Source organism: Bacteroidota bacterium (genome assembly GCA_016711505.1).
Classification (GTDB): domain Bacteria; phylum Bacteroidota; class Bacteroidia; order AKYH767-A; family 2013-40CM-41-45; genus JADKIH01.
The window spans coordinates 235,422-259,848 of record JADJSV010000002.1 but is presented as its reverse complement, the minus strand read 5'-3'; the positions used below and the strand labels follow the sequence as shown (position 1 = coordinate 259,848).

The 24,427-nt window shown below is 35.6% G+C and carries 23 protein-coding genes and 1 tRNA gene; 14 read left to right on the top strand and 10 right to left on the bottom strand.

Features of this window, described 5'->3' with window-relative positions; translation table 11 throughout:
* Window positions 1–317: 317 nt before the first annotated feature.
* The 8 genes from IPL24_04745 (at window position 318) to IPL24_04710 (ending at window position 6,304) form a co-directional block, all read left to right on the top strand.
* Complete coding sequence (locus IPL24_04745; GenBank protein MBK8362995.1) at window positions 318–671, top strand: hypothetical protein; 354 nt, start codon at window positions 318–320, stop codon at window positions 669–671.
* Between the two features lie 409 nt (window positions 672–1,080).
* Window positions 1,081–2,370: a bifunctional folylpolyglutamate synthase/dihydrofolate synthase gene (locus IPL24_04740; protein ID MBK8362994.1), complete on the top strand. Its 1,290-nt coding sequence runs from the start codon at window positions 1,081–1,083 to the stop codon at window positions 2,368–2,370.
* A 289-nt stretch (window positions 2,371–2,659) separates the two neighbouring features.
* A complete protein-coding gene (locus IPL24_04735; protein MBK8362993.1) occupies window positions 2,660–2,977 on the top strand; it encodes a hypothetical protein in 318 nt (105 codons plus the stop codon).
* 106 nt (window positions 2,978–3,083) lie between these two features.
* A complete protein-coding gene (locus IPL24_04730; protein MBK8362992.1) occupies window positions 3,084–3,842 on the top strand; it encodes a hypothetical protein in 759 nt (252 codons plus the stop codon).
* Between the two features lie 63 nt (window positions 3,843–3,905).
* Complete coding sequence (locus IPL24_04725; GenBank protein ID MBK8362991.1) at window positions 3,906–4,919, top strand: cytochrome-c peroxidase; 1,014 nt, start codon at window positions 3,906–3,908, stop codon at window positions 4,917–4,919.
* A gap of 222 nt (window positions 4,920–5,141) precedes the next feature.
* Window positions 5,142–5,345, top strand: coding sequence for a DUF2892 domain-containing protein (locus IPL24_04720; protein ID MBK8362990.1), 204 nt, complete (start codon window positions 5,142–5,144; stop codon window positions 5,343–5,345).
* A 19-nt stretch (window positions 5,346–5,364) separates the two neighbouring features.
* Window positions 5,365–5,757, top strand: a complete 393-nt coding sequence (locus IPL24_04715) for a DUF983 domain-containing protein (GenBank protein ID MBK8362989.1) — start codon at window positions 5,365–5,367, stop codon at window positions 5,755–5,757.
* Window positions 5,758–5,782: 25 nt separating this feature from the next.
* Window positions 5,783–6,304, top strand: coding sequence for a GNAT family N-acetyltransferase (locus IPL24_04710; protein ID MBK8362988.1), 522 nt, complete (start codon window positions 5,783–5,785; stop codon window positions 6,302–6,304).
* A gap of 13 nt (window positions 6,305–6,317) precedes the next feature.
* On the opposite strand, the gene IPL24_04705 is transcribed toward IPL24_04710, so the two are convergent.
* Window positions 6,318–6,557, bottom strand: a complete 240-nt coding sequence (locus IPL24_04705) for a DUF4258 domain-containing protein (GenBank protein ID MBK8362987.1) — start codon at window positions 6,555–6,557, stop codon at window positions 6,318–6,320.
* 265 nt (window positions 6,558–6,822) lie between these two features.
* Window positions 6,823–7,266, bottom strand: coding sequence for a hypothetical protein (locus IPL24_04700; GenBank protein MBK8362986.1), 444 nt, complete (start codon window positions 7,264–7,266; stop codon window positions 6,823–6,825).
* Between the two features lie 187 nt (window positions 7,267–7,453).
* Between IPL24_04700 and IPL24_04695 the strand changes: the two genes are divergently transcribed.
* Entirely contained in the window at window positions 7,454–8,047 is a 594-nt protein-coding gene (locus tag IPL24_04695) for a hypothetical protein (protein MBK8362985.1), read from the top strand.
* A gap of 141 nt (window positions 8,048–8,188) precedes the next feature.
* On the opposite strand, the gene IPL24_04690 is transcribed toward IPL24_04695, so the two are convergent.
* The 8 genes from IPL24_04690 to IPL24_04655 form a co-directional block, all read right to left on the bottom strand.
* Window positions 8,189–8,296, bottom strand: coding sequence for a T9SS type A sorting domain-containing protein (locus tag IPL24_04690; protein MBK8362984.1), 108 nt, complete (start codon window positions 8,294–8,296; stop codon window positions 8,189–8,191).
* Between the two features lie 2,784 nt (window positions 8,297–11,080).
* Entirely contained in the window at window positions 11,081–11,677 is a 597-nt protein-coding gene (locus tag IPL24_04685) for an OmpW family protein (GenBank protein ID MBK8362983.1), read from the bottom strand.
* Window positions 11,678–11,738: 61 nt separating this feature from the next.
* A complete protein-coding gene (locus tag IPL24_04680; GenBank protein MBK8362982.1) occupies window positions 11,739–12,110 on the bottom strand; it encodes a hypothetical protein in 372 nt (123 codons plus the stop codon).
* Window positions 12,111–12,229: 119 nt separating this feature from the next.
* Complete coding sequence (locus IPL24_04675) at window positions 12,230–14,737, bottom strand: T9SS type A sorting domain-containing protein (GenBank protein MBK8362981.1); 2,508 nt, start codon at window positions 14,735–14,737, stop codon at window positions 12,230–12,232.
* Window positions 14,737–16,731, bottom strand: a complete 1,995-nt coding sequence (locus IPL24_04670; protein MBK8362980.1) for a T9SS type A sorting domain-containing protein — start codon at window positions 16,729–16,731, stop codon at window positions 14,737–14,739. The genes IPL24_04675 and IPL24_04670 overlap by 1 nt, the downstream gene beginning before the upstream one ends.
* Window positions 16,732–16,817: 86 nt before the next feature.
* Window positions 16,818–17,975: a DEAD/DEAH box helicase gene (locus IPL24_04665; protein ID MBK8362979.1), complete on the bottom strand. Its 1,158-nt coding sequence runs from the start codon at window positions 17,973–17,975 to the stop codon at window positions 16,818–16,820.
* Between the two features lie 93 nt (window positions 17,976–18,068).
* Window positions 18,069–18,530: a KTSC domain-containing protein gene (locus IPL24_04660; protein ID MBK8362978.1), complete on the bottom strand. Its 462-nt coding sequence runs from the start codon at window positions 18,528–18,530 to the stop codon at window positions 18,069–18,071.
* Between the two features lie 187 nt (window positions 18,531–18,717).
* Window positions 18,718–19,617, bottom strand: coding sequence for a YihY/virulence factor BrkB family protein (locus IPL24_04655; GenBank protein MBK8362977.1), 900 nt, complete (start codon window positions 19,615–19,617; stop codon window positions 18,718–18,720).
* A gap of 213 nt (window positions 19,618–19,830) precedes the next feature.
* Here IPL24_04655 and IPL24_04650 point away from each other — a divergent pair.
* From IPL24_04650 to IPL24_04630, 5 genes are all read left to right on the top strand, one after another.
* Window positions 19,831–19,905: transfer RNA gene (locus IPL24_04650), tRNA-Val, on the top strand.
* 241 nt (window positions 19,906–20,146) lie between these two features.
* A complete protein-coding gene (locus IPL24_04645) occupies window positions 20,147–20,446 on the top strand; it encodes a hypothetical protein (protein MBK8362976.1) in 300 nt (99 codons plus the stop codon).
* A gap of 487 nt (window positions 20,447–20,933) precedes the next feature.
* On the top strand, window positions 20,934–21,245 hold the full coding sequence (locus tag IPL24_04640; protein MBK8362975.1) for a helix-turn-helix domain-containing protein: 312 nt from the start codon (window positions 20,934–20,936) through the stop codon (window positions 21,243–21,245).
* Window positions 21,235–21,687, top strand: a complete 453-nt coding sequence (locus IPL24_04635) for a hypothetical protein (protein MBK8362974.1) — start codon at window positions 21,235–21,237, stop codon at window positions 21,685–21,687. Before IPL24_04640 ends, IPL24_04635 begins: the two co-directional genes overlap by 11 nt.
* A 692-nt stretch (window positions 21,688–22,379) precedes the next feature.
* Entirely contained in the window at window positions 22,380–24,404 is a 2,025-nt protein-coding gene (locus IPL24_04630) for a class I SAM-dependent DNA methyltransferase (protein MBK8362973.1), read from the top strand.
* Window positions 24,405–24,427: the final 23 nt, after the last annotated feature.

The window sequence follows — 24,427 nt, the reverse complement described above, 5'->3', positions numbered from 1 at the left end:
TCGTTTTTCTTGCAATAGCAGTGAATAATTGGAACACAAGATCTGCGCCTTAATCTGCGGGATCTGCGGGATCTGCGGGAAATAAAAATCCTGGCAGCAAGTAAACCGCTGAATCAAGGACAACTCGAATCACGATTCACGAAAATAAATACCTACATCACCTGACGCTACGATGACAGACAACTGACACAAGACTGATAATAATTCGAAACATATAATGAATATTTGAATATCAGTTAAGGCAATGTTAAATATACCACAAATGATACTGTCTGACTTTTATTGCTATTGTTTTTGACACGAAAATCACACGAACCATGATAGAACCTCTTGACAAAATTGAATCTCCACCAAGCATCAGAAGCGGACTAAAACATCTGTATTTTATTCTGTGGACAATGGGAGAAAACTTTCCTTCTCATAAAACATTTACTACGGTCGATCTGCGCCGACATGAAAATTATATGCGACAAGCATATACTGACGGCAGATTGATCATGGCTGCACTTTTTGAAAATGGAAGCGGAATAATTAATTTACTTGAAGCAGAATCTGAAACAGAGATTCAGAAATTTGTCCGAAACAATCCGGAAGTAATTGAAAAGAAAATGCAAGCAAGAATCAAAATGTGCAGACCACTCTTCTGGAAAAATTTTTCTCTGAGTACTTAACGGTAAATAATTAAAATGACTTGAAGCCCACATTTATTAGGCATTACGAGTCTCGAATTACGATCTCCCAATTCAATAACGCATCTCTTCGTTAAAATTCGTCGTCACTTCCGGAATTTTTGAATTGAGCAAAGTGAGAATTAAATGGGACACTAACCAGACCGAGGCAAAGAGAAAAAGATTTTCTTCGGTTACACTCCAAACGACAAAAGCGGTCAATCCTGACAAGGCTAGTCTTTGTGGCCAAGTGCCTATCAGCTTTCTTGTGGCCCGTTTCGTTAAAGGCATAATGTGGTGGTTGTTAGCGTAAGCAATTTAGAAAAAAACTTATTCCCACAAAGATAATTTTCACATTGCGAACTAATTTGGTCGTAAATTGCCCCTGAAATCAAATTTGTACTTCGATCAAGTGACTTACCGGCAGACGTTAGATTACCTCTTTTCCAGGCTTCCTATGTTCCATAGAATAGGCGCAGCTGCCTATAAAGCCGACCTGAAAAATACAATCGAACTTTGCAATTCGCTCGGAAATCCGCAAAATTCCTTTAAATCTTTACATATTGCCGGGACAAATGGAAAGGGCTCGACTTCCCACTTATTGGCTGCGGTTTTACAAAAGGCGGGCTATAATACCGCACTTTACACCTCACCGCACCTGAAAGATTTCAGAGAAAGAATCCGTATTAATGGTGAAATGATCCCTGAAAAAGTAGTGGTCGATTTTGTAAATGAGCATAAATCTTCTTTTGAAAAGATTGACCTGAGCTTTTTTGAATGGTGCGTTGGACTTGCTTTCGATTATTTTGCAAAAGAAAAAGTAGATATAGCAATCATTGAAACAGGATTGGGAGGTCGACTTGATTCAACAAATATCATTACACCTGAACTTTCTATCATCACAAATATCAGTTATGATCACATGCAATTGCTGGGCGATACACTTGAAAAAATTGCTACTGAAAAAGCAGGTATCATAAAAAGGTTTGTCCCCGTGATCATTGGAGAAAGACAAATTGAAATTCAAAATGTTTTCACTGAGCATGCAAAAAAATTAAATTCACCATTTACTTTTGCAGAAGATATTATCCAAACCGAAGTGATTACTAATGATGAGAACGGAATCATGTTCAATGTTTTTATAGACAAAAAAATTCTCTATACCGACCTCAAACTTAATCTTCAAGGAAATTATCAGAAAAAAAATATCACAACAGTTCTTTGTGCTATCGAACAGCTGAAAAAGTCAGGATGGAAAATTTCTGAGTCGCACGTGAGAGATGCATTTTCTAATGTGCAGGAATTAACAGGACTGATGGGGCGATGGCAAAAACTTTCTGATGCACCACTTGTCATTTGCGATGTCGGACATAACAAAGCCGGTATTGAATTTATTGTTCAGCAAATTTCGCAATGTAAATTTGAGAAACTTCATATGGTGATCGGAGTTGTTAATGATAAAGACGTTTCCGGAATCCTGGAATTGCTCCCAGCAAATGCAAGCTACTATTTCTGCAAAGCAAATATCCCCCGTGCCCTTGATGCAGAAGAATTAAAAAATCTGGCAAAAGCATATAACCTGAATGGCAACGCTTACGAATCCGTTTCTAAAGCAATTTCCGCAGCAAGATCAAACAGTAGTTTGTCAGATATGATCTTCATTGGCGGGAGCACATTTGTTGTGGCTGAGGCTATTATTTAACATATCAATTAAACACAAGTTCACTAAAGTTATATCCAAAAACACTAAGTGAAAACACTGTGCTCTTGTGATAAAACCTTAGTGATCTTGTGTTAAAAAAAAATTACTTACTCTCCCTTTCCAAAATTCAAATTCAGCTTAAAAAAACCCAATCTAACACATAAAAAACTGCAATTAACACAACATTTATCATGCTTTTTCGTACCAAATATGCTTATCTTTGCGTAAGTAAATTATGATCAACCGGATTCTCTTATTTGTAATTAGCCTCGCTATTCTTAGTCAAACTATGAGTAGTGTGGTAATTTTCGCCGGTTACGCTTTGAACAAAGAATATATTACCAAAAACTATTGTATCAATAAAGACAAGCCAAAGTTAAGTTGCAATGGTAAATGTCATTTGATGAAAGAGCTCAAAGCTCATGAACAAAGTGAATCCACTCCTTTAAGTACGGTAAAGGAAAAAATGGAAACAATTGTTTACCTATCTGTTTTCAACCCAACCACTTTATACATTAGTAATCTGGTTGAACAGATTTCAACACCTTATCTTGAGAAACTAACGGTAGCTTTCCAGAATCAACCTTTTCAGCCACCTCGCTCTTAATACAATTTATTCACTTTTTATTTTCAATCAATAAATCTCAACACTATGTGTCTTGAATTATTGTTTGCGTCAATCACTAATTTAAATTAATCAACCCAATCAATCAATGAAAAAACTATTTTCCATTGCAGCTATGACATTAGCATGCACAACTCTATTATTCACTTCATGTAAAAAGGATAAATCTGAAGAACCAACTCCTTCTACAGAGCAAAATCTGACAATGCATTTACACTCGAATGTTGGAACACATACAGCAAATTATGATTCTACATTTATAAATTCAGCCGGTCAACGATTCACAATTGAAGATTACAGAATGTATATTTCAAATATTGTGCTGATCAAAAGTGACGGAAGCGAATTGCCGATTACAGGAAAAATTTTTCTTACAAATCCGGAAATTGATGAGTATGAATTAGGAATGGTTCCTGTCGGAAATTACAAAGGCTTCAGATTTATTGTAGGACTTGATTCAACAATAAATCACTCCGATCCGTCAACATACCCTTCGTCAAATCCGCTTTCTGTTCAAACACCTTCGATTCACTGGTCATGGAATAGCGGTTACATATTCTGGAAAGTTGAAGGCAAGGTTGATACAACTGTTGCTCAAACCGGACCTGTAAACGTTGACTATTTATATCATATCGGCATGGACGAATTTAAACGTACCATTGACTTTTCTACGGACGCATTCAGCGTAAATTCAGGACAAGATCAGGTGATCCACTTGAATTTTGATCTTGCTGCTGCATTGATCAATGTTGATATGACTTCAGAACTTATGACGCATACAATGGATAATATGATGTTAGCAACCAAAATAGCTAACAGTTGGCAGTCTGCTTTTGAAGTAGAATAAAGAACTTTATATCGAATCCGGAACCATAAACAAATCTGGGCTCCGGATTCGGTATTTTTTAAAATGCAATTTGACAGGATGAAAAAGTATGTATTCTTATTCTTTATTGCTTTAATGACTTTTGCCTGCAAAAAGGAAAAAGCTACAGATCCTATTATCGATCCGGGAAATGAATTTATAATTCTGGATGTGCCTGTTGGATTTCCTTATCCGAATATTCCTTCCGATAACAAGCCGACTTTAAACAGAATTGCATTGGGTGAGAAATTATTTTTCGATCCAATTCTTTCAAGAGACAGTTCTATTTCATGTGGATCTTGTCACTTGCCGGGATTAAAATTCACAGATGGTGTAGCATTAAGTTTAGGAATCAGTGGCAGACATGCAATGCGAAATGCAATGACAATTTTGAATGTTGCTTATCAGCCTTATTCCTTCTGGGATGGTGGTGTTCCGAATCTTGAACAACAGGTGCTTGCTCCTATCGAAAACCCAAATGAAATGGACTTTGATGTGAATCTGGCTGTGGAAAGACTTAGGAACAACAAAGACTATGTTGCAGATTTTCAGAAAAGTTATGGCCTTGAACCTTCTGTTTATACTTTGACAAGAGCAATTGCTTGCTATGAGCGTACGCTCTTTACAGGTAAATCAAAGTACGACAGATTTGTTTATGAAGGTGATTCATTTGCATTGAATACTTCTGAAAAAAATGGAATGATCATGTTCTTCAATGAAGAAGCAGATTGTTTTCATTGCCATGTCGATTACAATTTCACCGATTTTAGTTTTCAAAACAATGGCTTGTATTCCGTTTATCCTGATTCAGGAAGAGCCCGAATCACAGGCAATGCAAGTGATGTCGGTAAATTCAAAGTACCTTCTTTACGAAATGTTGAACTCACGGCCCCTTATATGCACGATGGAAGTATTGCAACACTCGAAGAAGTAGTCGAACACTACAATAGTGGCGGACAGCCTCATCCGAATAAAAGCAATGTTGTGCGACCGAAAAATTTATCTCCGCAACAGAAACAAGATCTGGTTAATTTTTTGAAAGCGTTGACGGATCAATAGTAAAAAGTGAAAAGTGAAAAGTGAAAAGTGAAAAGTGAAAAGTGAAAAGTGAAAAGTGAATCCCGATTTATCGGGATGAAAAATAATGAATTAGCTTTATAATGAAAAATTAAGTTGTCTTTTTTAGGGTTTGATGATGAAATAGTTTGGGTTGTGTAACATTAGTCACCTTTTTGGGACATTGAAGGGTTTAGCTTTGGTTAAAATTAAACTAAAGCTATTATGAAAAAGAACATGGGTACAACGGACAGAGTGATCCGGACAATCATTGCCGTAATCATCGCAGGTCTTTATTTTTCGAATGTTATCACAGGAACACTTGGCATCATCTTAATGATCTTTGCAGGAGTCTTCCTTTTAACCAGTTTAATCAGTTTTTGCCCACTTTATACATTGATTGGCGCAAATACCTGCAAACAAAAATAATGTTTCTTACCTTTGCGCCATGATGTTAACAGAAATCCTGTATTCAATGGCTGCGAATAAATGCCCGCGTTGTCATCAGGGAAAAGTATTCACGCATAATAACCCATATCGCTTGCAGGGCGGAATGCTTAAAATGGAAAAAACCTGCTCTCATTGTGGTGAGATCTATGAGAAAGAACCCGGGTATTTTTTCGGCGCCATGTACGTTTCGTATGCGCTAACATCAGGCTGGTTCATTACGTGGTTCATACTCTATGGATTGGTCCTTGATTGGTCCACAGCCTTCTTTATTGGATTTATGGCCATCACTATTCTACTCCTCAGCCCTCTGACTTTTCGGTGGTCCAGAATTATCTGGATCAATTTCTTTGTCCGCTACGACAAAAAAAAGGCAGCAGCAATAAAAATCTGAATAGATAAGTCCATTGCTTTTCTCTATGAATGTAATTATTGAAACCGACCGATTGTTTCTCAGACAGTTTATTGCGGACGATGCAATTGAATTATTCAACCTGAACAATGATCCTGATGTTGTGAAATACACAGGCGACAAACCTTTCAGGGACTTGCGTGAAGCACAACAGTTTGTGAACGATTACAGTTACTCTTCTATTCCTTCCAATCCAAACACCCCTATTGGCAGATGGGCAGTTATCCGAAAATCAGACAATACATTTATCGGCTGGTGTGGACTAAAATTCGTTGAGAAATTAAATGAAATTGATCTCGGATTCCGATTACACAAAATATTCTGGGGACAAGGTGTCGCAACAGAAGCCGGAATTGGATGCTTGGATTTTGGATTTCACAAATTGAAAGTCAAGGAAATTGCAGGAAGATCAATGAAAGAAAATCTTGCAAGCATCCGCGTCTTAGAAAAATGTGGAATGAAATACAGAAATGATTTTGTCTTCGCAGAACATCCCGGCGCTTGCTTTGTTATAATTAGAAATGAATAATTAATTATAAAAACTATCTGCAATCACACTCATGCTCCGCCCCGAGATCAATTGCAGTAATGACTTTTGTGATCTTTTCACATGCTCCAAAAACAATCCTCACATTCTGTCCATCATCTGTTTTTCCTTCTAGTGCAAATGTCGGGCATTGTCCGCTTGCTTCAGCATCTGCTTCTTTACTTTTCGATTCATTAATAATTCCGGTTACCAGTATATCCGCTATTTCTGATTCTGAAATATCCCTGCATTCCATTCTGCATCTGGCGTGTTTCGTGAAAATTAATTTATGATGTCTCCAATCACCAACTTGTGCTGATATCGGCCGCTCTTTAAAATTATCATTCGAATTGCTACACTTCCGAACCCAAAGAGTTAAAAGAGCGAGAAAAATTATAACAACAAATGTAAATAGACTAAATTTATTTTGGGCAGCCACCTTTTTTTAATTTATAATGAATAATGCGTCTCCTACTTAGGTTATCATAGACTCTCGGGGCATTTTTTTCACTTTTCACTTTTCACTTTTCATTATTCATTTTCCCAACAGTTTCCCCCCCAATCTCCCTCACCCAATCCAAAGCATGTGAAGGCGAAGTAAAATATTTTGTTGTAATAATTGCATTATCATAATTTGCCGAAATTTGTTTTACAGTAAGTTCATTAAATGTGTCTTTACTCAATATCAGTCCCTGATTTCTGAATCCTGCTTTTACTGCACGTGGATACCAATCGTCTATCGTCCATTGACGATCTTTCTGAGTAATGATCAGCATTTCCCTCGCATCAGCAATAATTGTAGAACACTTATACGATTCAAGTGCGTAGATCAACTCGTTAAATATTTCTTTGAGGCGATGACCTTCTACATAGATCCCCTTCCAGCGCGATTGCACAATTTTGTATTCGGGATTGTAGTAGATATCACACTCTGTGCTTATAAAAAAGGGTACAAGGTTCGCCATGTGCTGTTATTTGTTATAAATCTAAGATATTTGTAAAAACTAACAAAATATTTTTTGACTAAAGTAGCTATTGTTGAGGTCAGTAGAATCTGACTTGAACTGTCCTTTAAACGAAAATTCTGCATACCTTTATCTTACTAATTTAAAGTCTCGTTTGTGAGTAATTTAATTTATTCCAATTAATTGTATGTGGTATCACTATTTCCTGGTCTTTCTGGGAGCTTTTATTTTTGATGTGGTACCCTTCCCTTTTCCACCTGCTTTTACAATAATGGTCACATTTCAGATTCTTTTTGATCTGAATATATGGGCTGTTATCTTTATTGGTGTGGCCGGCTCTATTTTTGGAAGATATGTCCTGACATTATACATTCCCCGCCTGGCCGGAAGAATTTTTAAACGCGCAAAGACAGAAGACATCGAATTTCTTGGTAATCAAATGCAGGAAAAAGGCTGGCGCAGTCAGGTGATGATACTGGCATATTCACTTTTACCATTACCAACAACACCACTCTTTCTGGCTGCAGGTATCGCCAGACTGAAACCAATCAAGATAATTCCTGCCTTCTTTGTAGGAAAATTTATCAGCGACACTGTTGCAGTAACTGTAGGAAACTATGCTACAAAAAATGCAAAAGCAATTTTAGAAGAAGCATCATCAATGCGAAGCGTCTTCAGTATTTCCATCGGACTAATTATGGTAAGCGCACTTCTGTTTATCGACTGGCGCATGTTGCTACAGAAGAAAAGGTTGGTTCTGGTTTTTAGGATCTGGAAATGAAATCTTAGTGAGTAGTAAGTAGCACGGGATTCCTAATTTTCACAATTTCATAAGCATAAACTTTAGGAGTTTCCGCTAAGTAAAAAGTTATAAATGAAGAAAGCAGTGCTGATCACGACTCACTAATTACTGCTCACCATTTCACCTGCCACCATGCTGCACCACAAACTTTCTACTCACCATCTGATCACCGGAAATAATATTCAACAGATAGATTCCCGGAGCTAAATGTTCTGTTGAGTATCTTATCTTTCTTTCTCCATGAAGATCTTTTAAATATCAACTGCCCTAAAGCATCTGTAATTTTTATTTGTGCATCTATATTAGGTCTTGCGACAATTTCGATTTCAATAGAATGATCAGCAGGATTTGGAAATAAACTTGAATGAATATTCTCAATTTCATTTACTGATATCACATTATCGCAAGGAAAACTATTGCTTTCGTAAAATTGTTTTATCCTTAATACATCTTGTGTGTTTTTCGCTATTGATGTGTTTAAGCCATTTGAAGAATTCGGGTCTCTTGTATACACATAAGCAAATTCAATTATTTTTGACTGATGTGTATTCAAAGTAAAAGGCCCGGCTGAAATTAAAAACCTTCTATCACTTGGGTAATTGGGAGTAGGATTCTGTTGATCAGGCACCTGTTCTGACCAGAATAATCCGCTATATGGTGTTGCACTGAACATATAATTTGTTGAATCACCATTTGGTGTAAGAAAACCATTTCCACCCGTAACGACGTGTGAACCATCTAACCAACGTGATTGTATCCGATAGTAATGTTCCATCGCTGTTCTAGGATTACCATTTGCAGACGCATCATTATTCCAGTAAGTAAAATTGTTCATCATACACATTTCACCTTGCTCATCCAGAACTCCATCATGATCATTATCTATTCCATCCAAAAGATCTGCCTGAGGGCCTTTAAGTATTAAATTATTGATCATGGGTGGGTGCAAACCATAACCCAACAAACCATCATCATTATCATCTCCATTATATCCAAATCCAAAATCATTTATGGTGTCGCATCCTACATAATCATCCAGATAATTTCCTAAATCAACATCAGTAAAATTTCCAATATAAACATCATGATAATCTGTATCCGACCGGTTGATAATTTCATAGTGATAAAAGGTTGTATAATTTATAACGCTGTCATCGTTAATTGCCATAGGACAATTATATGCATAAGCAGAGGCCTGGATTTCTACACCTAAATTCCGATCTGATTCATCTGTTCCATGTGGTCCGAAATTGTCGTTGAAGACAGACCAGATCATCTGACTACCTTTTATATCCGGATAGTCGCCATCATAAGGATTGTAATGTCCATCCTGATTGAAATCGTAATAAGGCGCAAGACTGCGTGAATAACTACCGGATCCTTCTGCAGGCCAGTTTAAAATAATTGCAGGCACTGTCCATGAACCATTCTGAACCTGACCCGTTGCAAAACGCCAGATAAAATCATCTACTGTACTTCTGTTGATCTTCCAGATCGTATCAAAAATATCATGAGTTACAGAATCAATTGTTGCAGAAATAGTATCCAGCGGTCCCGGCCAGAAATCACTACCGCTTTGTCTGTAAGTTTGTGCAGCAATATGTAGCTGATTATTCTGATCCAGTCCTCCTATCCACAGACCCTGACAAAATATTAAAGTTGTTCCCGAACCTTTAGGAACTTCATATAAAGCATCACCAGTGTAATCCCAAAACATACCACCATCGTTCATGACCTTCGCCCGAACCTGGTTAATGTCGAGGTATGGGCAAACATCGTAAGGAACATTTGAAGGAAATGAATCTAATCTGAGATACCTAGAAAATATCTGTCTTGTGGTAGTTCTATTTGTCCAAAAAAGTTTTCCCGAAGAATTGTAGTCATAGAATTCTCCCTCAGCTATCTGGTTGAAATCATATTGACCTGAAGAATTTAAATTTTCTTTTACATTTGCCAGATCAGGTTGAAGATTATCACACCTCAGTAAATATTTTAAATCTATTGTACCTTCACTAATTGCGAGTGACTTTTCATACGTGATGGGATTTGCAAATAGATAGGCTTTTTTAAATAAATTATCTTTTAATATACATGGATCAAATGGAATCTCAATATAATGTATGATTGTATCAGTCAAATATGCGGGGAAGCCGGGAATATAAAGTGTATCACTATTCGTACTTCGAAACTTTCTATTTCCATATTGATAAGGATGAGTATCATAAATTACTCTCCACGTCGTTCCTGAATTGTAAACTATCTTTCCGGAACTCTCCATTAAATAAACTCCAAAAGTGTTTACACCAATTGAATTGGGTCGACTGGTCATTTGCAAATCCGACAGTAAAGTATTCGTCCAGGTCATTCCATCATAGACTGTAATTCCACTATCAGTTGCAATGTAAAGGTCAGAACCTTTGAAACAAATGTCATTTATTCTATTACTATTCATTCCGGAATTGCTTTTATTAAACACCTGAATTACGCTCCCTGACCTTTTAACAAGACCACTATCTGTCCCTAACCAGATATTGTTGTTCTCGAAAGCAATTCCTTTGATATAAGATCCTGATAATGGATAAAAGTTGTAATGATTAATAGTTGAATCCTTATAAACAAATAAACCTCTTGCACCAATGTATAATGAATCATCAGGACCAAACTTAAATGCAGATTTCTGGGACATATTTGGTGTTGGAGCAGTCCAGGTGAATTCATCATAACTTTGCGCATCGACATCAATGACAAAAATTACGACTGCTAAGAAACCAAGTAAAAGTTTTTTCATGAAATATTTTGAATTGGACCTAAAGCTCTTCAGGTGATTAAGGTATAACTACTTTTTTGGAAGAAGTTTTCAGATTATTTGAGTGATTCAAACAATCTAAAGTAAAATAATTTTCAAGTTAAACTAATTTAAGTTTCAAGTATAGTAAACTTATTCTGAAAAAATGTCACAAAGACGTAATCTAAAACATAGAAATGAAAATTTGCTAATTACAGCTAAACTGTCTAAAATTTGTATCCTAAACCTATTCCAAGATTAATTGGATCCATCTTTAAACTTGAGAACTTATCTCCAGCTGATTCTATATCCATTTGAAGTGCATTCCAGCCAATATTAAAATTCATAAACATGGCTTTTGAAATGTTCAAATCTGTTCCAAGCTGGAGTGCCGGCCCTAACGATGGTGGAAGATCAGTAGAATTTAATGCGCCACTCTTTTCCCAGCAAAAAGTCAGATTTGCTCCTCCACCTATATATATCCTCGCATTTGTTGATTGAATCAGATCGTACTGCACAAGTAAATTTAGCGGAAGTAATTCGATCGAACCTAATGGAGTTTCATTACCGACAGAATCAATAAAATCTATTTCATGAGATTCTGTACGAATATTGAAGGTTAAAGAAAATCGGGAAGTAATTTTTCGGGTAAGAGTAGGTTCAACAGAAAATGCACTGTACACAGTATATCCAGCCGGATCTGAATGATCCGATGATCCGGTCATGACCATTCTTGTCTGAAATGACCACGTTGAATGAGTCTGTAAAGTATCCCTGGAAAAGGTTTCTATAGAGATCAATAAAAACAGAATTAAAAAAGGCAAACAACCTTTTTTAATTCTGCAAATAGATATAATGCCCGAATATAAACCGAACACGACAATTTTATTTTACAAATTCAATAACATTTGCACTAACTGTTACTGTCCTTTTAAAATAAAAAGGCGGAACACCACCAACATGCTCTTCTGTAACAATATTGATCACTGCTTTAGAAGTATTCAAAAGATTGGCTTTGTTCATCATATCGGAATATGCATTTTCATAAAGCTTTTTCTTATTCAATCCACCAAAGATCAAGATATAGCTTACCTCTGCACTGCCGCTGATCTTATCAGTTACTTTAAAATTGTTACTTGATAGATTAACCTGCGTATTGTTTTGATTACTGTTCAACAAATATGCCTGATTTACTCCACAGGAAGTGAACAAGAAGGAAACTAAAATAATTGCAAGGACTTGAAATTGCTTTTTCATGGTTTTGAGATTTAGGATTAATATCCAAATCTCCGACAAAGAAAAATGCCATGTATTGATAATCGTCAACAACATAAATGACACTCGTCACAGATTCCCAATTTTTAAAAGCAACTATGTCAGGGATGGCGAATAAATATTTTTCCTGAAATATTAAGCCCATCCTCTTTTACTATCTTATAAAAATAGGAACCGGACGGCCAGGATTTACAATTTATACTTGCAGAATTAAATAACCGGTCTTTATAAAATATTTCACCAAGCGAATTGAATACCATTATTTCACCCCTCTTGTCAGAAAACTGCAGATAAAATATATCATCAGCAGGTACTGGCCAAACATAACTTGAACTGCCGGTAATAAAAACTATTTCATTACAAACATCATAGAAAATAGCTACTGTATCAGATGCAAAACAATTTGCCGAATCAGAAACTAAAACTGAAATAATTACGGTATCAACTCCGGAATAAACCGGAATAAATATCGAATCGTTTGTTCCATCCTGCCATTGATAACTTTGAAAATTTCCGGGTTCCAATATTATCGAAGTGTTTCTGCATAGAAGTGTATCAACTCCCAGATTCACTGCCGGAAGCAAATTTTCAGTTACTGTAATAGTATCATGATTCGGACAACCAAAATAATCAGTAACTCTCAGAGAATACACTCCCGGATCTGTAACAACCAGATGGTTCTGTGTTGAACTATCACTCCAAAAATAAGAATAATAAAACCCGGGATTAAGTCTTACAGAATCACCACTGCAAAAAGATGTATCACGGATTAATTCAGCAGATTCAAATGAGCCAATGTAAACATATATCATATTTGATGTATCAGGACACGAATTTGTATCCGTCATACTTATATAATAATAACCCGAAGTATCGGCAACAATTGTATCGGCAGTACTTCCTGTATTCCAGGTAAAATTAAACTGATCCTGCGTAAACAAGGTCACACTATTCCCTTCGCAAACATGGTAACTTCCAATAGTGTTTATCGTCAGAGGTTGTGGTTCAATCAGCACCAGATTTGTGTCGGTTCTGTACGTGCAATAATCATTATTGATAATAAGTGAATACAATCCACTTGACCCGGCTACAATGGTATCTTCCCAATAAGTAGAACCATCAAACTCCCAGTGACTATACCATGTCCCGTTCAAAGAATCAGGTGAGAATGTCAGCTGGACAACACCTTCACATGGCGGAACTCCAAATGCAGAAATATCAAGCGGATGAATGAGATCGGGATGCGTTTGTACAGATACCGTATCGGATATGCTTCTTCCGGATGAATCGGTCACGGTTAAAGTATAAGTTCCGGAAACATTATTAATAAGATATGGATATTTGATCGTTGAATCAGAAAAATAAATCCCAGGTGACCAATGATACTGCAAGGGCTCATTGCCACCTGCATGAAAAACAACAGGGTAAACTGTATCATTTGCACAAACGGTCAACGGACTGGAAACATTAATTACCATTGAATCACTGTTGAGATTATAATAATCGCAATCGACATACATAAACGCACACGAAGCTAAAGTTTGTGTCCGGCTATGTATAACCTCCTGTGAATTACTGTAGGTGAAATAAATATATTCGCTTTCACCACAGCCATTTTCAGTAGGAGAACTACTACCATAATATAATGTATCACCGTATGCATTAAAATTAACAGCAGATGAACCATTCCATTCCCCGGGATAAGAATAATAGGCCTCTCTTGTAATACGTCCTATTGAATCGACAGTATAATCAACATAACTTGATGTATCAGTACATATTCCCGCAAAACACCTTATATCATAAGCTATATCCAAATAATTTAAGCTATCATAATTATAGATTGTTTTCTCATTCAGTTCCCATATTGAATTAAGAGTATCAAATCGCTCATAGGACGCTTCGGAAATATTATTAAGCACATTATAAAAATAAGTGATCCTCGTTGAATCGTTTGAAGGAAGCAAATTTTTATACGATAATGTACTCAGGTTCCCTGTTGAATCATACATGTAATATTGTATATAAAAAGTGTTTAAATTTCCACTTGATGTTTCATAGCGACGAAATGTTTCTTTTATTTTTCTCATAGCTGAATCATATTCCATAGTTCTAAAATATGAAGTATCTAATCCGGAACCGGGATTATGCATATAAAGATCTGAACTCAGGCTGTCCTGATAATATTCAAATTGTTCAAAGAAATAATCCAATACGGGTAAAGGATGCAATCTTGTTCTGACTTCCGTTAATCTACGATCCAGGCTATCGTAAGAATATGTGTATTGATTTTTAATCGAATCATTAAGAAAATAAATTGAGGTAAGATGAGAGACAATATTTCCATTGGCGTCATACTGATAAATATTCGATGCACTTTTTCTGAATATTGAATCAATTACTCCTTCCCAACATCCCGAAAGCGAATATTCATCCTCACGAATTACTCTACCTGCCGAATCAATTACTTCAATTGATTCTGAATACGAAGGCCTGCCATAACAAATATCACCTGTAGTTGTACAAAATGACACTCTTGTACTGTCGCCTGATGCTATTGCAAAAAAGACATTAAAAGCTGCAAGGAAAGTAATTACAATTTGTTTCATCAGAGTATAATTAATTTTTGAACAACCATTTTTTCATTTGTATAAATGGTAAGAAAATAAATTCCCGGCTCCAATTCAAGTTTATAAATTCCTGAATTATCAATGTTCAACTCTTGCACAATTTCTCCTGACAGATTAGCCAGTGTTATTCTATCTGCTTTTACAGTTCCTTTAATTGTAAATTCTTCACCACTCAAAACCGGATTAGGAAATACTTGCGTCAATTTATCTGATAGTTCATCTACACCAATACAAATTTCAAAAACAACGGACACTGAATCCCTGCTGATACATCCTGAAGAATCTGTTACTTCAACCCAGTATTCAATGGTATCAGCAAGCTGAGCCGGACTGGAAGCTATGAATAATGAATCTGTGCTTCCATCCTGCCACACATAAGTTTCAAACTGCCCGGCAGCTAATGAAACAAGGGCATCTGAACACACAATTTTATCCATTCCTAATTCTACACCCACGCTAACATCGACAGGGATTGATTGTGTGAAATAGTTATTCAATGAATCTGAAACCAAAACACTATACTCTCCACTTACTTCCGGAAAAAATAAAGTCGGATCAGAGGATGGATTAGTTTCAAGAGAATCGTTTATGTACCATCTTATCGTGTATGGCTCGACTCCACCGTTAATATTTATAGATAAAGAATCACCACTGCAAATCTCAAAATTGAAATTAGCGAAAGTAATTGTTAGAGGTTTATAATAATAACATTCTAAATCATGTGTCAATCCCCCCATAGAAGTTGAGTGATTTTGTACCAGATACAAAAAGTCTTCTTCATAGTAATATCGGGTCGATCCCTGACTTTGGCCAGCATGGCCATCAGTAGCAGAATAAATCAAATGGCCTTGGCTATCATATCTACGTGTCTCATCTGAATCAATATTTCTTGAATTGCAATCTCCTCCTCCGAATACACCGGAAACTTCCTGGCCATAAGTATAATCATTGTACGTGAAAGATTCGCACACCCACACTGTATCAACCCAAAGCTGATAAACTCTGTCAACTGCATCAATTCCGGAATAAGTAAAAATAGTTTGATTTGAATTTTCCCACAAACTATCAGCCCAGATCATTCTTGTTTCAAGAACAACTCTATTACTTAAATCATAAGTATAAATTGCTTTAAAATAATTTTCCCATACCGAACTGACAAAATTCTGTTGTATACTATTGGTTCTATTTCCAAATGAATCATAAGTTTTACGAATAGCAGTAGAACTATCCCATAAAATTCCATTTCCATTAAATGACAATTCCAAAGTGTCTTGAAGTGCTGCCTGATAAGAAAATTGATTTCTATGTTGATTATTCCAACTTGTACCATCCCAGGAATAACTCATACTGTCAATGATTCCATTCGAATCAAATATTCTTCTCATCTGCGCATATGGAAGCCAGTTTAAAGAATCTCCGGCAAAGTTTACATGAAGTGTGTCTCTTCCCATAACATCAAAATACCATTCTTCTCTGCTATTATTTAACCATTGCCCACTACTCCAATGCTTCGTTTCTTTCAATATCAAATTCCCAAATGAATCAAATTCTCTGTGCCAAGAATAGGAATTTACAAGTACATTTGACGAATCAACCTGTACTACACTGTCTGTTAAATGATTATTCGAATCATAACCAAATGTTGTACGTCTGGAAATATTCCAGTTTAATGAATCATTCAGATAATAATTCGTTTCTAAAACTCGTCCAAAATTGTCCTGAGATGTAAGAATGTTGCACAATACAACTGCAGTAGTATCTGTCGTTGTCCATACTGAATCCAATTCCCGTTTGAATTGTTCAACATGAAAACTTCCGCTATCTTTTGTAACCAAGAAAGTTCTGGTGAATTCTACATAACCATTAGAATTTTCGTAGCAAGAATCCAGAAGTGTGTATCCATTCTGAGCAGTAACATTGATTGTTACAAACGTCAGGGTAAAAAACAAAAGAGTTTTGATACAGGAAATCATTAGCCGCTTAGTTTAAAAATGAAAGACCGAAACCAAATATATTGGATTTCCTCAATCAATATTAGACTGCATAAAAAAATATAATGCTAATTTCCTAACAGGTCGATCGGTTCACTATCGATCATTGTCACCCATTTCCCCATTTTTTTCTGAATTACCCTGAAATGATGTGAATCCGCAGGAGTAACAAACGTAATTGCTTCACCGGGATTTTCTGCACGGCCGGTGCGACCAATACGGTGAACATAATCTTTCGGTGAACGCGGCAATTCGTAGTTGATCACGTGTGGTAAAAAAGCGATGTCGATTCCGCGGGAGATCAGATCTGTTGCGACAAGAACATTTAGTTTCCCATCCTTAAATCGTGACAAAGCATCAGTCCGCGCGCCCTGACTTTTTTTGCTATGCATTGCTGCTGCATCGATACCATTCTTGCGGAGTTTGTCAGTGACTTTATCAGCTTCAAAAACAGATGAAGTGAAAACAAGAACTTGTTTCATTTCATTCTTCTTAATTAGATATCGCAACAATGGACCTTTTCTTTCTTCACTCACAAAATATCCAAGCTGACGAATAAGATCAAGATTAAAATTCTCTTCAGTATTTTCAGCATTAGCGATCTTACAGATCACAGGGTCTTTTAACAAAACTCTTTTGATCGGTTCAAGATCTTCACTTAATGTTGCAGAGAACAAAAGATTCTGTCTCTTGCGTGGCAATAGATCAAGTATCCTGTTCATCTCGATTTCAAAACCCTGATTCAGCATTTTATCAGCTTCATCAAGAACGAGTGTATTCACTTCAGAAAGATGAACTGCATTTGAATCAACAAGCTCCAGTAATCGGCCCGGTGTCGCTACTAAAACATCGACATTATTCATTGCCATCATTTGCGGATTGATGGAAACACCACCATAAACTGCAAGTGACTTAACAGGATTCATCATTGCAGAACCAAAAGTTTCAAATACTTCTTTTACCTGAATAGCTAACTCACGGGTAGGAACTATTACGAGTACTTTGACATGCCTGTTTTTTGAAATAACATTTTCATGTAAGCTCATTAAAATTGGAAGTACATATCCCGCCGTCTTTCCCGAACCTGTTGGAGAAATTCCCAAAATATCTTTTCCACTCAATATCGCAGGAATTGTTTCGCGTTGTATCGGATAAGGCTGAGTGTAATTTTGCTCAGAGAGTTTCTTTATTAATCGGGAAGAGATTCCTAAATCGGAAAATGACATATTGATTTATTTATTGCATGTTAGATAAAGTCAAGGGGCTTAAAATGTCCTGAAACATCTTAAACCCCTTAAACACTTTAATCGATTTTATTATTAAACCAGTTCTTCAACAGCAACTGATGCTTTAATAACATTTCTATGAAGATATTCATTAAAGATATGTCGTCTTGCAAAACGTGACTGTCCGGGTGAATTCAGAAATTTAGTATAGACATTATTCGGCACACCGAAATATTCATACACACTACCATCATGAAAAGTAACTTTCAGCGTTTGTCCTTTATAAGTGAAATCATCAATGCCTGAATTGTTGATCGTATTTGCATACGATTCAGAATTCAAAGCATGTGTTTCAGGATTCACACTTACTAAAAGATGGTATGCTTCAATTATATTTTTACTCGTTAACGCAGCTTCCTCTTTTTTCGCATCGCCATCCTGAAATTTATCAGGATGCCATTCTTTGATCAGATTTCTGTAGATCAATTTAAGGTTAGCCAGATCGGTTGTTTTATCGGCATTTAATAGTTTACGGCTTTCGATGATGCGTTTCATTTCTTCTCTTTGTTTTAAATATGCCCTTTTTGAACAAATAATCTACTTCTTATTTTAAAAGGCTTGCAAAAGTAGTGATTAAAAGCTGAAAATCAAAGTGATGAGGGCTTAAAGGTCAAAGGTCAATTAAGATAAAAAAAATATTTTTTTATCTTAATTGCCAACTGTTATGTATTTCAGATGCTGATTATTTTTGTCTGCCGTTATCTTTAACAGCATTTTTATCTGCAGGAATATCGCCGTCATAATAATTTGCAAACGCTCTGGTAAATTCAGCTCCGAGAAATACGATCATGGATGAATAACTCACCCAAAGCAGAATTAATATAATTGAACCTGCGGCTCCATATCCCGATTCAGGACTGGCTTTTCCGAAATATAAACTCAATCCGAATTTTCCCAACTCAAAAAGTATTGCTGTTACAAATGAACCCACCCAAACATGGCGCCATTTTATTTTTGCATCAGGGAAAAATTTAAACATTAGTGAAAAAATTAACGCAAGAATGGAAAGTGAAATAATTACATTCAGAATCTGCACTATCACTAGCAATGTTTCTGAAAAATTACTTTGCAACCAACCACCAAATGCTGCAAGCAATGTTGATACAACTAAAGAAATTACGAGGATAAATGCGACAGATATAATTAAGCCAAAAGAAAACAACCGCACTTTAATCAACGAAAGTATACCTGATTTGGATTCGTCTGCTTTTACTTCCCAGATAATGTTGAGCGATTTCTGAAATTGTGCAAATACTCCGGTTGCTCCGACAATAATTGTTACAATTCCAATAATGGTTGCCCAGACCGAACTACCGGTCGCTCGCGCTTTTTCAATCATTTCACTAACCTGGACAGCAGTATCCTGTCCCATCGTTGATGCAATCTGATCAGATAATTTGTTGTTAATATCGTCCTGACCATATAAATATCCGGCAACAGTTAAGATCAACACTAACAATCCGGGCAAAGAGAAGATCGCGTAGTAAGCGATCACAGCACTTTCTTTGAAGGGATCTTTTGACCACCATTCTTTGGCGGCGGTTTTAAAGATTTTGAAGAGAGATTTTACGTTATACTTCATAAACTATTTTCCATTTTGGGATATGCTTATTTCAAATGAGATATTGTCCTTTTAAAAACTAAAAACATATGCCATTATTAACTCTTTCAAAATGAGCCAAAACCCATAAAAGACCACATTTTTTCACTTATTTCGATTTGAATTCTTGTTCAGCGAAAAAAATCCTCTATATTTGCCATCCCAAAGAAAAAAAGTGCTTTTTTCTTTGAAAAGGGGAGCTTAGCTCAGCTGGTTCAGAGCATCTGCCTTACAAGCAGAGGGTCACAGGTTCGAACCCTGTAGCTCCCACACTTTAGAAATCAAGCCTTTACAGAGATGTAGAGGCTTTTTCTTTTTAAGGTGGTTTAAACATGGTTTAAACATTTTTGATTTTCTAAACTCTATTTTTTTTCTTTTCTTCAATAAAATATTAATAATGGCCAAAATTGAATTTCACATATATGATCTAAATCTCTCGTCAATAAGAAAGAGATTATTAGAATTATCTACCTCAGCAACCAATCTAAAAGTGAAGAGCAAATGTGAAAGTTTGATTAGCATTTTAGATTTTCAAGGACCTCTGTATGCTGAACCAAATGGAATTATTTATAAGCATAATACGGAAAGATTGCTTCCCATTCTGATTGATCCAAGATCTACTATGTATCACGTGTTTCTTCAGATTCAGCTTGCAATAATTGATGTATTTAAAATCAATTCCTATTTAGACTATCATTTTACTGCGTTTGAAGGAAATTATTATGCAAAAGATAAAATTGAGTTTGTTGGAATGATTCAATATGGAGTTTATGACAAAGTCTGCAAAATTGTTTTCATGAGTGCATTTTAAGAAGACAAGCAATAATGAATTGGGTTGATTCAAAAAGGAGCAAAGACCAAAACGAGGTCGATAGTTATGTTTTTAAAGAAATTGCAATCAATGAACATTTTCTTCCAAAATTTCATGCTCTTTTAAAACCATATTTTGATTCTAAGGAACACGAAGTCCTTGAAATGCTTTTGAAAGGGAATCCAATTGAAAATCCATTAAGTTTTCAAGCACCCTGCATCAAACTTTTAGATGCATTCCACAGACTTCACCACAAAAATCTGATCTTGAATTCGAAGAAGAATTTAGAATCGTGGATTTGCAGGTATTTTAAAGGGCAGAAAAGAAATGAGATAATCGAACTAACTGAAAATTATGTTCATAAAAGTATTTCATCTGCGAATGCGCCCACTGCTAAGCCAATCCCAGGATTAATTGAAATGTTAAATTTTTAAGGTACTTGTAAAAGTACTTTTTTGTGACCTTTTATTGTTCTTAATCTTGAGCCATGTCAGGCTACTCGAATATTAGAATCATTGATCTCAGTGTAGAACAACTGGAAGCTATTATCCAAAATAAATTGGATTCTACAATTCTTAATTCTTTTAACCGCCCCGAATCAACTAGGAAAGTGAATATAGAAAAATTGTGTCAATTATATGGCTGGCCTAAAGCGACTATCTATGGATGGGTATATAAGCGATACATTCCTCATTCAAAAGTTGGAAAGGTATTGATGTTTGATCTTGAAATTATTGAAGAATGGATCAATGGAAAGCGTATTAAAACTAAAGAAGAAATAATTGAAAATGGACGATAAGAAGTTTAACAAGGACTCTAGACAAATAAAGCTAGATCCAGATTCACCAAACTATAGAGTTTGCCCTGCTTGCAAAAAACCTCACATGGTTTATAATAAAGGAAGAGATTATTGTTCCAACAAATGTTATCAGGACTTTTATAATGCAACTCATAGAGCAGTAAAAAAGCAACAGCCACATCCGGTACAAGAAGAATATAATAAAGATGCAACCAAAGATATTTTAGAATCAAATAAAAAAATTCTAGATTCTTTAATGCTTAAACCAGAAGGAAATCATTATCAGATCCAAGAACTTCAAAAGTTCGGTTTCAACTTCTCTGCATATACTTATAGATTTCCATTTAATTCTCGCTTAAATATTCAGTGTGTAGTATACGGGGAATACGAAACCTTCTTAGTAAAACCAGACGTAATTTTAATTCACAAAAAAACTATATAAAATGATAAACTATTCTGATATTATAAAATTATACGGACACCGATATCTCAGATTCCGGTACCGTTCAATCCTAGACAATTTAGTAAAATCCAAATTGTCATTGGTACAGCAGTTGTTGTCCTAGCAATCATAGGAGTGTATAAACTTATTAAACCATATGGGTTCGAAAACATTAGGATAAAGGAGCCTAAGGCGGAAATTATTGATGTTAAAAAAAACGAGAAGTAAAGTAGTTAATAAAATTAGTTTGGTTATCTCCAATTTCAATTACGATCACCAAAATGACGTTCCGAATCAAATATAAGCTTGCAAAATAGGTTTAACCTATAAATTCTTTTCCGTCAACTAATTTTGCAAGATTATATTCTTAAAGACGATCACTTAATATAAGTACTGGTTTTTCCGGAAATTCATTTTTTGGGTTTATTTTCTATATATTTGACTTCGTCTGATGTGAATTATAAAAAAAGAATAAAAAACTAAAATTTTCAGATATAACCAGTTTAAGATTACAAACTAAGTGTTTAGTAAAAATGACCTTGCACGAAATTAGCCTAAAGAAGGCCCTCAATAAAGCTTATCGATTAGTAAAACCAAAACGCCCGGACATTGAATCGGTCAAAGGCAACTTGATTAAGTTGCTTGGACAAATTGATGAAAAGGAAAGCGAAGAGAATGTGAAAATTCATTTGATGGATTTTCTAAAGGAGACTTGGTACAAGCAAGAGTATCTTGTTGCTACGAAAGGCCGGACTGATTTTGTTATTCATACAGGCAAGGATGCAAAAGCACCTAGTGGTGTTTTGTTTGAAGTTAAGCGACCAACCAATAAGACAGACATGGTGTCAAGGCAAAATCTCAATGCCAAAGCCATGCATGAACTCATCCTTTACTATTTGCGCGAAAGGATCACCGGAAAGAATATTGATATTCGACATCTTGTAATTACCAATATTTACGAATGGTTTATTTTTGATGCCTCAGTTTTTGAACGATTGTTTGCGAAAAACGCTAAGCTAGTCAAAGCCTTGACTGATTGGGAAAGGGGTCAAAAAGTAAGTACCAACACCGATTTGTTTTACAAAGAAATCGCAAAACCATTCTTAGATGAATTAAAGGAAGATGTTCTTTTTACTTGGTTTGACATTCGCGATTATGAAAAACCGTTGAAGAATAACGATAAGGCAGATGATACAAAACTCATAGCGCTATATAAGATCTTCAGCCCTATACATCTATTAAAAATTCAATTTGCTAACGATAGTAATTCACTCGATAAAGGTTTCTATTCTGAATTGTTGCACATAATAGGGTTAGAAGAAGTAAAAGAAGGTAGCAAGAAGTTAATTCGCAGAAAGCAAGAAGGAAAAAGAGATGGTGGATCGCTGCTTGAAAATGCGATTACCATTCTTGATTTAGAAGATAGTTTACACAAAGTTCCGGACTTGAGTAGTTATGGTGATACAAGACAAGATCGCTTGTTCAATCTGTCATTAGAACTTTGCATAACGTGGATCAACAGGATCTTGTTTTTAAAATTACTGGAAGCGCAATTGATCAAATACCACAAAGGCGATCAATCGTATAAGTTTTTAAATTACACAAAGATTCCGCAATACGATGAGTTGTATAAACTCTTCTTTCAAGTATTGGCCAAACGACAGTCTGACCGGAATGAAATAATAAATAAAAAATTCGGTAGCATTCCTTATCTGAATAGTTCGCTATTTGAAATCAGCGAACTTGAAGATCAAACGATCAAAATAAATAGCCTCGATGATTCTCAACAACTGGATCTATATAGCGGAACGGTATTGCGTGACGCAAAAAATAAACCAATCGCAAAGAGCTTAAATAGCTTGCAATACCTTTTCGATTTTCTTGAAGCTTATGATTTTGCTTCTGAAGGTGCGGAGGAAATTCAAGAAGACAGTAAGACATTAATTAATGCTTCTGTCTTAGGTTTGATCTTTGAAAAAATAAATGGCTATAAAGACGGTTCAATCTTTACACCGGGATTTATTACCATGTACATGTGCAGGGAATCTATTCGCTTGGCGGTAGTTCAGAAATTCAAGGATGCTTATGGTTGGAATTGTGAAGTTTTCGAAGATTTAAAAAACTACATGGCAGATCGTAGAACAGCTAAAGAGGTTCTTGAATTCAACGACATAATAAACGGTATGCACATTTGCGATCCCGCCGTCGGTTCCGGTCACTTTTTAGTTTCTTCTTTAAACGAGATCATTTCAATAAAGGCAGAGCTAGGAATTCTTGCAGATAACAAAGGCGTTCGTTTATCGGGATATGAAATAGAAATTGAAAACGACGAATTAATTGTTACCTATAACGAAGGACAAGATATTTTTGAATATCAGGTCAACAATGGAAGCATTAACAAAGAAATTCAGCGAGTACAGAAATCACTTTTTCATGAAAAGCAAATCATCATTGAAAATTGTTTATTCGGTGTTGACATCAATCAAAATTCGGTAAAGATTTGTCGTTTACGTTTGTGGATCGAACTTCTTAAAAATGCTTATTTCACCGAAGAAAGCAAATTCAAAGAACTGGAAACTCTTCCTAACATTGATATCAATATCAAATGCGGGAACTCGCTTGTAAGTCGTTTCGCATTAGATGCTGATTTAAGCAAGGCGTTGAAAAGCATCAAATATAACATCAATCAATACAAAGGGATTTGTTCAAGATTATAAGAACGCCCATGATAAAGAAGTAA